Annotated in this window: 11 protein-coding genes and 1 other RNA gene; 8 read left to right on the forward strand and 4 right to left on the reverse strand. The window is 33.0% G+C overall.

All coding sequences use genetic code 11. The features are described from left to right. Positions 1-3 precede the first annotated feature (3 nt). The gene (locus Q0772_RS10645; protein ID WP_298344157.1) at positions 4-1143 is read left to right on the forward strand and encodes a cysteine desulfurase family protein; all 1140 of its coding nucleotides are present in this window, start codon (positions 4-6) and stop codon (positions 1141-1143) included. A gap of 8 nt (positions 1144-1151) precedes the next feature. Here the strand turns inward: Q0772_RS10645 and Q0772_RS10650 are convergent, their stop codons facing one another. Both Q0772_RS10650 and Q0772_RS10655 read right to left on the reverse strand, forming a co-directional pair. Beyond that, positions 1152-3671, reverse strand: a complete 2520-nt coding sequence (locus Q0772_RS10650; RefSeq protein ID WP_298344160.1) for a TonB-dependent receptor plug domain-containing protein — start codon at positions 3669-3671, stop codon at positions 1152-1154. Next, positions 3625-5310, reverse strand: a complete 1686-nt coding sequence (locus Q0772_RS10655; RefSeq protein WP_298344162.1) for a M23 family metallopeptidase — start codon at positions 5308-5310, stop codon at positions 3625-3627. The genes Q0772_RS10650 and Q0772_RS10655 overlap by 47 nt, the downstream gene beginning before the upstream one ends. 436 nt (positions 5311-5746) lie before the next feature. Between Q0772_RS10655 and Q0772_RS10660 the strand changes: the two genes are divergently transcribed. The 4 genes from Q0772_RS10660 (at position 5747) to rny (ending at position 8205) form a co-directional block, all read left to right on the forward strand. Next, positions 5747-6037, forward strand: coding sequence for a hypothetical protein (locus tag Q0772_RS10660; RefSeq protein ID WP_298344164.1), 291 nt, complete (start codon positions 5747-5749; stop codon positions 6035-6037). Positions 6038-6052: 15 nt separating this feature from the next. Continuing rightward, positions 6053-6346: a cell division protein ZapA gene (locus Q0772_RS10665; RefSeq protein ID WP_298344166.1), complete on the forward strand. Its 294-nt coding sequence runs from the start codon at positions 6053-6055 to the stop codon at positions 6344-6346. A gap of 54 nt (positions 6347-6400) precedes the next feature. Beyond that, positions 6401-6527, forward strand: a non-coding RNA gene (gene ssrS, locus Q0772_RS10670) — 6S RNA. Between the two features lie 103 nt (positions 6528-6630). Then, positions 6631-8205, forward strand: a complete 1575-nt coding sequence (gene rny / locus Q0772_RS10675; RefSeq protein ID WP_298344169.1) for a ribonuclease Y — start codon at positions 6631-6633, stop codon at positions 8203-8205. Between the two features lie 155 nt (positions 8206-8360). On the opposite strand, the gene xerD is transcribed toward rny, so the two are convergent. Then, a complete protein-coding gene (gene xerD, locus Q0772_RS10680) occupies positions 8361-9257 on the reverse strand; it encodes a site-specific tyrosine recombinase XerD (RefSeq protein WP_298344172.1) in 897 nt (298 codons plus the stop codon). A gap of 222 nt (positions 9258-9479) precedes the next feature. Here xerD and Q0772_RS10685 point away from each other — a divergent pair, with 222 nt between their 5' ends. The 3 genes from Q0772_RS10685 (at position 9480) to aroQ (ending at position 11216) form a co-directional block, all read left to right on the forward strand. Beyond that, complete coding sequence (locus Q0772_RS10685) at positions 9480-9977, forward strand: outer membrane beta-barrel protein (protein WP_298344175.1); 498 nt, start codon at positions 9480-9482, stop codon at positions 9975-9977. Positions 9978-10148: 171 nt separating this feature from the next. After that, positions 10149-10721 (forward strand): porin family protein, encoded by a 573-nt coding sequence (locus Q0772_RS10690; protein WP_298344178.1) that lies wholly within the window; start codon positions 10149-10151, stop codon positions 10719-10721. A 78-nt stretch (positions 10722-10799) separates the two neighbouring features. Further along, positions 10800-11216, forward strand: a complete 417-nt coding sequence (aroQ, locus tag Q0772_RS10695) for a type II 3-dehydroquinate dehydratase (RefSeq protein ID WP_298344181.1) — start codon at positions 10800-10802, stop codon at positions 11214-11216. 125 nt (positions 11217-11341) lie between these two features. Here the strand turns inward: aroQ and lpdA are convergent, their stop codons facing one another. Next, positions 11342-12718: a dihydrolipoyl dehydrogenase gene (gene lpdA, locus Q0772_RS10700; RefSeq protein WP_298344184.1), complete on the reverse strand. Its 1377-nt coding sequence runs from the start codon at positions 12716-12718 to the stop codon at positions 11342-11344. Positions 12719-12731: the final 13 nt, after the last annotated feature.

Consider the following 12731-nt stretch of genomic DNA (forward strand, 5'->3'; position numbering starts at 1 on the left):
TATATGAAATCTGTTTACTTTGATAACGCTGCAACAACACCAATGCGAGATGAGGTTATCGAGACTATTTCTGAGGTTATGAAAAGTAATTTTGGTAATCCTTCCTCATCACATAGTTTTGGAAGGTCTTCAAAAGCTTTAGTTGAAAAATCAAGAAAAACGATTGCAAGTTATTTAAATGTTTCGGCAGGTGAAATTATTTTTACTTCTGGTGGTACTGAAGCCGATAATTTGGTGTTAAATAGTGCCGTTAAAGATTTAGGTGTAACTCATGTTATAACGACTAAAATAGAGCATCATGCTGTTTTGCATACTGTTGAAAAATTGAAGAACGCATGTAATATGGCATTGAGTTTTGTGGATTTAAATGCAAAAGGAGAACTTAATTTTAATCATTTTGTAGAATTATTAAAAAGCCATAAAAAAACACTTGTTAGCTTAATGCACATTAATAATGAGATAGGTAATATTCTTGATATTAAACGTGTTGCTGATTTGTGTAAAGAGCATGGTGCATTTTTTCATACGGATGCGGTACAATCCATAGGGCACTACAATATTGATTTGCAAGATATAGGTGTTGACTTTTTAGCTGCATCAGCACATAAGTTTCATGGACCTAAAGGAGTGGGGTTTGCTTTTGTTAGGAAAAATTCAAGGTTAAAGCCTTTAATTATTGGTGGAGAACAGGAGCGTGGACTTCGAGCAGGTACAGAGAGTATTCATAACATTGTTGGTATGGAAACTGCTATAATTAAGGCCTATGATAATTTGGATGAAGAAGTAAATTATATAAAGGCATTAAAGCAATATTTTATTGATGAGTTATTAAAAGCCATACCAGAAGTTAATTTTAATGGCTGGTCATCAGACACAGAAAAAAGTACCTATACACTTGTAAATATTTGTTTGCCTATACCACCAAAAAAAGCGGCAATGTTGTTGTTTCAATTAGATTTAAAAGGCATTGCTTGTTCTGAAGGTAGCGCATGCCAGAGCGGAAGTTCTAAAAAATCACATGTTCTAACTGAGATTTTAAATGAGGAAGGTTTGCAGAAGCCTTCTATTCGGTTTTCATTTAGTAAATTTAATACTAAAGAGGAAGTAGATTATGTTATTGGTGTCTTAAAAACATTTAGTTAATTGTAAAACTAAAACTTCATTGTAGTCCTCACATTAAAAACACGTGGCGTTAAAAAATTTGGAATAGCAATTTGTCTTTTTGTACTCACATCTCTCACCCAAGTATTGGTAATGGAGTTTTGAACATCAAATACATTAAATATTTCAAACCCAAAAGACAATTCTTTAAATGGTTTTTTCCAACCACGACTAAATTGTTTTTTTGAATCTACTAGAACATATTGCAATCCAAAATCTGCACGTTTGTAAGATGGTAACCTGTTTTGAAATTCGTATGGGTCAGCATAACTAGGGGAACCTCCTGGTAATCCTGTGTTAAAAACTAAATTCAAATACATTTTTAAATTAGGCATGTTAGGAACATAGTCTTGAAATAATGCTGCAAATTTTAAGCGTTGGTCTGTAGGCCGTGAAATATAACCTCTATTGTTAATATTTTCTTCTGTTTTTAAATACCCAAAGCTAAACCAAGATTCTGTACCTGGAACAAACTCTCCATTTAAACGCATATCTAAGCCATAAGCATAAGCTTTTGCATCATTATTGGCTCTATAGCGAATACGTACGTTTTCAAGTGTGTATGCATTAACATCACTTAGATTTTTATAGTAAATCTCAGAAGTTAATTTAAAAGGGCGGTCCCACATTTTGAAACTGTAATCATTTCCTAAAACCAAGTGAAATGATTTTTGAGCTTTTACATCTGGTTGAACCATACCATCTCTATCTCTAAGTTCTCTGTAAAAAGGGGGTTGATAATATAAACCTCCAGCAACTCTAAAGAGCATGTCTTTTTTCCAATTTGGCTTTATTGCAAATTGAGCACGAGGGCTAAAAACCGTTTGATTTGATGAAGCAATGTCATCTCCACTAACTGACCAGTTATGGGCACGTACACCAGCATTATACCATACATCACTTTCACCTAAAGTACCACGTTTACTCCATTGTGCATAAGCCTGAAGCCTATTAATTTGTGTATTATTTGTTGCTCTAACATTTTGAAAAGGCTCTAATGGGCCAACAAACGGCTCGTAAGGTTGCTCGTTAGGAGCTGTTCTTGGCGGCCTTACTGAAAACCCTGCAGAATCAATAACTTCCCACTCCACCAATCGGTCTCTTATATCTTCATTTGTGTACTTGACAGACCATTCAAATCGGTTATCATTAATTTTAAAATCACCTTTGTGTTCAATGTTTGTTATTAGCGCATCCAAATCATTTCTACCATGATTAAGTTGGCTTCCAATTCCTTGACTAAACTCGACTTCACCTAAATTTTCATCACCAATATTACTATTTACTTCACCTAACCTGTACTGCGCCAAAATATCAAAATATTCTTCTTCTGTGGTATGATATGTTGAAGCTATTAAATGAAGTGTTAAATCATCATTTGCAAAATAAGAGCCTTTAAAAGCTCCGAAAAGTGTTTGGTAACGGTCCTTTTCTTGTCCATCATAAACCACAAGTAGCGCTACTGGATCACTTAAAGTTCCAAAATTAGTTTGACGCGTTTGAGGTTCAAAATCATACTTATTGATGGATGCACTACCTAAAAAACTTAAATGAAATTTATTATTGAATTTGTATGTGAAATACCCTTGTGCATCAGCAAACGTGGGTCTAAAGTTAGTTTCAGTTTCTTTTGCATTTACAAGTAGGCTGTTATCTCTATAACGAAGTCCAATAATTCCTGTGAATTTCGAGTCTTTACTTATGTTTTCAATAGAAAGACTTCCACCTAGTAAACTCAAATCTGTATTTACTTGAAATTCATATGGGTTTTTGTAGGTGATGTCTAAAACCGAAGAAAGTTTATCACCATATTTAGCTTGAAAACCTCCCGCTGAAAAATCGACATTTTGTACCAAATCTGTATTTACAAAACTTAAACCTTCTTGCTGTCCAGAGCGTACTAAAAATGGTCTGTAAACCTCTATGCCATTAATGTATACTAAGTTTTCATCGTAATTTCCTCCTCTTACTGAATATTGAGTACTTAATTCATTGTTATTACTAACTCCTGGTAAGGTTAAAAGTAAGTTTTCAACTCCAGCATTAGCACCAGGTATTTTTCTTATAACAGCAGGTTTTATGGTTATGATGCCTTCCACTTCTTTTTTTCTATTGCCAGTTACTATAACAGCAGAGATTTGTTCCACTGAGTTACTCATCACTGGATTAAACTCATACTCTTCACCATTTTTTAAGTTGAAAGTACTTACTATCTTTTTATGAGAAAGATGAGTGAACTCAATAATTATATCTTGATTTGCTGGAATTGAAAGAATAAAAAAACCGTTACTGTTAGTCTCAGTGCCAGTATCACCTGTTTTTATATTTACCTTTTCAATAGGTTGATTATTTTCATCTAGAATAATGCCTTTAATGGTAGCGTTTTGAGCAAAACTTAAAGTTAAAAATGAAAAAAATATTAGAGTAGTTAGTAGTTGTTTAGCCTTCAAAAGTGTAAAAAGTTTATTTTCTATAAAATAACGTTTCAAAAGTAGAATTATTTCCAACATTATCGGTAACAATTACTTTTAAATTGTTTTTAGTGTCGTTAATAACGCTATCATTAAAATCGTAAGTTAGTGTTTTTGTCTTGTAATCGTATTCCATTAAAATCCATTTTCCATTAATGGTTGCCCTATAATTTGATATTCCAGATTCATCATCATAAATCTTTACTTTTAGGTATCTATACTTGCTTAACCATTGTTTGCTTTTAAAATTTCGCGCGGATATACTAGGTTTTACGGTATCCATAGCTAGCGCGTAAGTACCCAATTTTTTTGTTTTAGCTGTTAGAAATTGGTCTTTTCTTTTTGTGTAGGTGTACGATGGATATTTTTTATTACCAATTAATCTGGCTATGTAAAGTTTGTTTTTGTCTTCATTTGAAAACTTGCTTACATCATAAGTTATAGAGAAATTCTTTTTGGCAGCTTTAACATCTTTGTGAAGCTTTAATGTGTCGTTTGTTACTTCAAAATCTATATAGAAATCTTCATAAAATGTATCTTTATACAAATCTACTGAAACGATACCTTTTTTTAGGTTAGTAGTCTGGTTTGCCTTTATATAGTATGGTGTAACCTTTTTTGCTTCAGGTTCTGTAGCCGTTTTTTTTGTGCCTTTTATATGAATTGTTACCCAAGATTCATTGTTTTTATAATCGGCAACTCTAATTTTATAAACCGAATACGTGCTATCCTCAACTTTAATTACACCTTCATTACGTGTTGATTTAAAGATGCTTAGTGGATTGTTTTTTCTGAATAATTTTTGAATACGTTGCTTTTTGGTTGAAAAATGCTCATAATCAATTAGCTGATTAATATGCTTTGTTTCACTGAATGAAAAACGTTTAAAATCTAATTCAAAATTTCTGCTTCCATTAATAAAGGTTTGAATGTTGTACACACCATTGGAGTTGGCGGCTAAATCCTGTCTGTCATATGTTCCGATAGCAAATCCAATATTTCCAATAGCTTCAATATTTTCAGCATTGAAGTCTCCGTTTTTTAAGGGTGTGAGTCTTAATTTTTGTTTTGTGTTTTTTGAGTTTATAAATGCGTTTTCGTCTAAAGGGTATGCATAAACCGATTTGATTATTGGGTTAGTTGTGTCTTTAATATCAATTCCAAAAAGCATGGGGTTTATAGGACGTTCTTGTTTGTCTCTAATTTCAAAATGTAAATGTGGGCCGCCTGAACCACCAGAATTCCCACTGTATGCTACAAGATTGTCTTTTAAAACTAATAAATCTTCTGCTTTGGGGAATAATTCAATTTCATACGATTCTTTCTCGTATTGATGTTGTTTTACGTAGGCTTCAATATCTGGAGAAAACTTACTTAAATGTGCATAAACGGTTGTATATCCATTGGGATGTGTTATATAAAGTGCTTTACCATAACCGTAGTGCGAAACTTTTATACGACTAACAAAACCGCTAGCTGAAGCTTTAACTTTTAACCCTGTGCGTTGTTGGGTTTTAATATCTAAACCTGAATGAAAATGGTTTGAGCGTAACTCTGCAAATGTACCAGATAGTACTAAGGTAATATCTAGTGGGTTGCTAAAATAATCTTGCGGGTAGTTATTTTGAGCGTTTAAAAATAAAGCTGAAATTAGAAATAGGGGGAGTATAAATCGCATAAGTAAGAATTATGGCTAAAATATCAATTTGCTGTTAAATCGCAAAGTGTAAAACAAAAAACGAGCCATGTTTGTGAAACTCTATTTTAGAAAGCCTTTAGGGCACGCCTAAAATTGTTATTTGAACTCGCTTAGAATTTATTTAAGAATATTTGGTAGAAACAACTTTAGTTAGATGTGAATTAGTAAAAATAACTCTTGCTAAAAGGCTGTGAACTTTGATAAGTTTTTATGTTAGCAGATTTGCCCGCGTTAGGGATTGAAGAGGAAAGCCCACAGCGAGGTACGAGCGAGGACTTGTAACGTAAAGCCCGACCCCTTGTGGGTAACGCCCAAATAATTGTGCATATAACTTGATATTGAAATTTTATGAAAAAACAATTGTAATTTATGGTTAGGTATGTTAACTTTGTGAGATAAGTATTGAATTTTGTAAATGGGTAATATTGAAGATATTGTAGATTCTTTAGAAAACAAGATTAGTAAAGTATTACACAAACTAGAGCTTTTAAAACTTGCTAATTTGAAATTAAATGAAGAATTAGAGGTTTCAAAGCAAGAAAATTTAACCCAAAAAAAGCATATAGCTGATTGGGAAGAAAAGTATGAAGCCCTAAAAATGGCAAATACAATACTTGGTAGTGACGATAATAAAAAAGAAACTAAGCTTAAAATAAACGCCTTAATTAGAGATATTGACCATTGTATTGCTCAACTCGCTGATTAAAGCTAACTAAACTCAATGTCTGAAAAGCTTAAAATAAAGCTATCTATAGCTAATCGAGTATATCCTTTAACAATTGAGTCAAGTCAAGAAGAAGGATTGCGTAAAGCGGCTAAAAATATTGAGGCAATGATAAAGCAATTTGAGCAAAGTTATTCTGTTAGAGATAAGCAAGATGTTTTGGCTATGTGTGCCTTACAATTTGCTTCTCAAGTAGAGCAGAAGTCTATTGATAAAGCAAATGTAAACGAACATGTAGAGGAAAAGCTTAACGCTTTGAATGAGTTGTTACATGAGCATTTAGTTTCTTAACGTTCTTTAAAATACATAAAAGTTACTGCCTACATTGGTTATTTTTTTTGATAAACTCAACGTTAATTCTTTAAAAAGGGTGAGTTTAAGTTGTAAAAGCATGCTGCTAGTGCTATTCATTTAGTATCTTGAGCAGACCCTTGATCAGCTTGTTAGCCCTAAACTTGTTTTTAAGGAGTTTATACAAAACTTTATACTGGTGTAGGCTTTTTTTATATATATCAATTTGAATATGATAGTTAATATTTTAATTGAATTTAATACACAAATCAACTAAACAAACGATGGATAACTCAATTATATTTGCAGTAGGCGGTGTTGTATTAGGAGCTGTAATAGGCTTTATAATAGCAAAAACACTCGAAAAAAGTAATGCTTCAAAACTTGTTAAAGAAGCGAAAAAAGATGCGACTTTAATTCTTAAAGAAGCTAAAAGTGAAGGGGAATCACTTAAAAAAGATAAAATACTTCAGGCTAAGGAAAAGTTTATTGAACTTAAAGCGGAGCACGAAAAAGTTATCTTGGGTCGTGATAAAAAGATGGCAGAGGCTGAAAAACGCACTCGTGATAAGGAGTCTCAGATTTCTAATGAATTATCAAAGAGTAAAAAGTTAAACGAGAGTCTTACAAGTAAAATTAAAAATTACGACCATAGATTGGATGTTCTTGAGAAAAAACAAGAAGAAGTCGACAAACTACATAAAAGTCAAGTACAACAATTAGAGGTGATTTCTAGTCTTTCTGCTGAAGAAGCTAAAGAGCAATTGGTGGAGTCTTTAAAAGGAGAGGCTAAAAACGATGCTATGGCTTATGTACAAAGTTCTCTTGAAGAGGCTAAACTTACGGCTGAACAAGATGCTAAGAAAATTATCATAAACACAATACAGCGTATTGGTACAGAAGAAGCAGTTGATAACTGTGTGTCTGTTTTTAATATAGAATCTGATGACGTTAAAGGGCGTATTATTGGTCGTGAAGGACGTAATATTAGAGCTATTGAAGCTGCAACGGGTGTAGAGATTATTGTAGATGATACGCCTGAAGCGATTATTTTATCTTGTTTTGATTCTGTTCGTAGAGAAGTAGCACGTTTGTCTCTGCACAAGCTTGTTACAGATGGTAGGATCCATCCAGCGCGAATTGAAGAGATTGTTAGAAAAACCCAGAAACAAATAGAACAAGAAATAATAGAAGTAGGTAAGCGTACCGTTATAGATTTAGGAATTCATAATTTGAATCCAGAACTCATAAAAATGGTAGGTAGAATGAAATATAGATCGTCTTACGGTCAAAATCTATTACAACACTCACGTGAAGTGGCCAAACTTTGCGGTGTTATGGCAGCAGAGTTAGGGCTTAATCCTAAAATGGCAAAACGTGCGGGTCTTTTACATGATATAGGTAAAGTGCCAGATGCAGAAGCCGATATGGAAACGCCTCACGCTATTTTAGGTATGCAATGGGCAGAAAAATTTGGAGAGAAACCAGAGGTTTGTAATGCTATTGGAGCTCACCATGATGAAGTAGAAATGAAATCGTTATTAGCGCCAATCATTCAAGTATGTGATGCTATTTCTGGAGCACGTCCAGGAGCAAGACGTCAAGTTTTAGACAGTTATATTCAACGTTTAAAAGACTTAGAAGATATCGCTTTTGGGTTTAATGGTGTTAAAAAGGCCTATGCGATTCAAGCAGGTAGAGAATTGCGAGTTATTGTAGAGAGCGAGAAAGTGAATGATGAAAAAGCTGCAGAGTTATCGTTTAATATATCTCAAAAAGTACAAACAGATATGACCTATCCAGGGCAAGTAAAAGTTACTGTAATTAGGGAAACAAGAGCTGTAAATATAGCTAAGTAACAACAAATTCCTTTGAAAAAAGGATCTCATTAATAAATATAAATCCAGTTAGTTTTCTAGCTGGATTTTTTAATTCCACTAACCACTAACCACTAACCACTAACCACTAACCACTAACCACTAACCACTAACCACTAACCACTAACGACTAACTATTATTTCCTTGGGTGATACTGCTCCATTACTTTAGTTAAATGACTCTTGTCCAGATGTACATATATTTCAGTTGTTGTAATACTCTCATGTCCGAGCATGAGTTGAATTGAGCGCAAATCAGCATTGTTTTCTAGTAGGTGTGTAGCGAATGAATGTCTAAAGGTGTGTGGGGATATATTTTTTTTTAATCCTATTTTTTCAGCGAGTTGTTTAACAATTGTAAAAATCATAGCGCGAGTTAGTTGCTTGCCGCGTCTATTTAAAAATAGGGTGTCTTCGTGTCCAGCTTGTATATTTAAATGCACTCTTATTTCATTTCTGTAAATGCTAATGTATTTCTGAGTAACATCAATAATAGGAACAAAACGTTGTTTGTTACCTTTTCCAGTAACCTTTATATAACCTTCATCAAAGAATAAATCTGATATTTTAAGGTTTATCAATTCACTCACTCGGAGTCCACAACCATATAGTGTTTCTAGCATTGCTCTATTACGCTCGCCTTCTGGCTTACTTAAATCTATAGCTTTAATTAAGGTATCTATTTCTTCTTCGGAAAGCGTGTCTGGAAGCTTTCTCCCTATTTTAGGTGATTCTATGAGTTCTAGGGGATTGTCCTTTCTATAGTCTTCAAATATGAGGTAATTAAAGAAGCTTCTTAAACCAGATATTAGTCTAGATTGAGACCTAGCGTTAACAATTTTAGCTGTTTCATAAATGAATTGTTGTATGGTTTCTGATGCTATATGAATTGGCGATTTACTAATATCATTTTGTTCAAGAAATACAATAAGCTTTTTTACATCAAGCGCATAATTATCAATAGAGTTATCTGATAAACCACGCTCAATTTTTAGGTATAATTTATAATCTTTTAATGCATTTTGCCATTTCATGACTGTAAAAATAACTAAATATTCATTGAAAAGTTAAATTAAAACCTACGTATTTATTCGTATATTTTATAAAAACTGTTGATAACATAAATCATAATAACCTTACATTCAGTGATTTGAAAAATAATGTTAATAAAATTGTTAATAACCCAGTCGGTTTTGTAGGATTTTCCAAAAATTTGACCTTAATTTGTCAATATCAAACTAAAAACATTTTAAATTATGAAAAAATTATTTTTATTAGCTGTTATTGCAGTATTCGGAATTACAGGTTTAAATGCTCAAGGGCAGTTCAATGGAGGTGTTAATGTTGGACTTATCACTGGAGATTTTAGTGATTTCTACTCATTTAACATTACAGTAGATGCTTCTTATTTATGGGAAGTATCTGATCAAATTGAAGCAGGTGTTGCTACAGGCTTTTCTCAGTCTTTTGGTAAGGATACTGATTTTGGTGATGCTGAAGATGCACAATTTTTACCCTTAGCTGCAGCAGGTCGTTTCAATGTTTCTGATGAATTTACTTTAGGAGTAGATTTAGGTTATGCTGTTGGAATCAATGATGGTAATGATGGTGGTTTTTATTATGCACCAAGAGTTCAGTATGCGGTTAGTGAGTCTCTAGATGTAGTTCTTGCTTACAGAGGAGTAAGTATTGATGCTGGGCCTGTAACAGTAGGTTTTAATACCATAACTGCTGGTGTAGAATTTGCACTATAGCATAAGTATTTTTTAGAAAAACAAAAAGGGAGGCTTTATTAGTCTCTCTTTTTTTATGTGAATTTATTAATAGTGTTATAGTCTTTTAAATATTTGTAAAAAAAATCACCTCATTATCCTAACCTTTGCTATTTTTGCTGCTCTCTAAATTCAATCAAAAAACAATTAATTATGAAAAACATTTCAATTTTAGTTTTATTTTTTATGACCATTTCTATGCCTTTATTGATAAACGCGCAAGACACTAAGTTTGGAGCTACTGCTGGTTATAACTCTTTAATTGCATCAGTAAAATTTGATGGGATATCAGCTTCAGATAATGTCTCGGGGTTTTATATTGGTTTGTTTGCGGATATTCAAACTTCTGAGAAATTTCATGTTCAACCAGAGATTCAGTATGTTAACTCAAGACAAGATGGAGAGTCAGGTAACTCTTTAGTTGTCCCTATTATGGTGAAATATATGGCTTCAGAACAGTTTAGTTTATTATTTGGACCTCAATTAGATTTTATTTTAGAAGAATCTGATGGGGTTAAAAAAATGGGTGTTGGTTTATCTGCTGGATTGAGTTACGATATTACTGAAAAAGTTTTTGCATCCGTAAGATATTCATTAGGATTGAATAATAGACTAGAAGATGATGCAGTGATTTTTACTGATGGTGGCGAAGATCCTGGGATTAACGCTAGTGATATTAAAACAAAGTTTAACTTTTTACAAATAGGGTTAGGTTTTAGATTTTAAACAATAAGCATATATTACAAAGCCGAAGTATAATATACTTCGGCTTTTTTTATACAACAACTTTTGTATTTTTATAGCATGAAAAAACTAATCATAATAAACGGACCAAATCTAAACTTGTTAGGTAAGCGAGAGCCTAATATATATGGGAGCTTAACTTTTACTGAGTTTCTGGAAGAGGTAAAAGGAAAATACCCTAAAGTTGCAATCGATTATTTTCAATCTAATATTGAAGGTGAGTTAATCGATAAACTACAAGAGGTAGGTTTTAGTTATGATGGTATTGTATTAAATGCTGCCGCTTACACACATACTTCTGTAGGTATTGGCGATGCTATTAAAGCTATTGAAACCCCAGTTATTGAGGTGCATATTTCAAATACATTTGGTAGGGAAGAGTTTAGACATCAGTCTTTTATATCTCCAAACGCTAAAGGTGTCATTCTAGGTTTTGGACTTCAAAGTTATGAACTTGCTATTCAAAGTTTTTTATAGAATAAGCTATATATAGTATCAAAAAGAAAGTAATATAAGTACTAACTAGAAATAATTTATAAAAAAATGCGATTCATAATTGAATCGCATTTTTTTTATATTTCTTAACGTCTAACATCCAACGTCTACAAATGTATCACCTCATCATAAGCATCAGCAACTGCTTCCATAACCGCTTCACTCATAGTTGGGTGTGGGTGTATTGCTTTTAATACTTCATGACCAGTAGTTTCAAGTTTTCTACCTAAAACAGCTTCAGCAATCATATCAGTTACGCCAGCACCAATCATGTGGCAACCCAACCATTCACCGTATTTAGCATCAAAAATAACTTTTACAAAACCTTCTTTATTTCCGCCAGCACTAGCCTTACCAGATGCAGAGAAAGGGAATTTTCCAACTTTTATATCTAATCCTTTATCTTTTGCTTGTTTTTCTGTTAAACCAACAGATGCGATTTCAGGAGAACAATACGTACACCCTGGAATGTTTCCATAATCAATAGGCTCTACATCATGACCTGCTAATTTTTCTACACATAAAATACCTTCTGCGGAAGCGACATGCGCTAAAGCTTGACCAGGAGTAACATCTCCAATAGCATAATATCCTGGTAGATTAGTTTGGTAAAAATCATTTACAATTATTTTATCTCGATCTACAACAATACCAACATCTTCTAAACCAATATTTTCAATATTTGTTTTGATGCCAACTGCACTTAAAATAACATCAGCTTCAAGAACTTCTTCGCCTTTTTTAGTTTTTACTGTAGCTTTTACGCCTTTTCCAGAGGTGTCAACAGAAGTCACTTCTGCTGAAGTCATAATATTAATCCCAGACTTCTTAAAAGAACGTTCTAATTGTTTAGAAACTTCTTCATCTTCAACGGGAACAATACCAGGTAAATATTCAACAATAGTAACTTCAGTACCCATAGAGTTGTAGAAATACGCAAACTCCACACCAATAGCACCAGAACCAACTACAATCATTTTCTTTGGTTGTTTCTTTAAAGTCATGGCTTGTCTGTAGCCAATTACTTTTTCACCATCTTGTGGTAAGCTAGGTAATTCACGAGAACGTGCTCCTGTAGCAATAATAATATTGTCTGCGCTATATTCAGTGCCATCAACGTCAACTTTTTTTCCAGGTTTAATCTTTCCATAACCTTCAATAACGTCAATTTTATTCTTTTTCATCAAAAATTGAACACCTTTACTCATACCATCTGCAACACCACGGCTACGATTAACTACAGCATCAAAATCATGATCAGCATCTTTCACTTTTAAACCATAATCCTCTGCATGTTTCAGATATTCAAAAACTTGAGCAGATTTTAATAATGCTTTTGTTGGAATACAACCCCAATTCAAGCATACGCCACCAAGATTTTCTTTTTCAACAATAGCGGTTTTAAAACCTAATTGTGATGCTCTAATAGCCGTTACATAACCACCAGGACCACTTCCAAGAACAATAATATCGTATTTACTCATTTGTTAAAGTTTA

Source organism: uncultured Algibacter sp. (assembly GCF_947490405.1).
Classification (GTDB): domain Bacteria; phylum Bacteroidota; class Bacteroidia; order Flavobacteriales; family Flavobacteriaceae; genus Algibacter_B.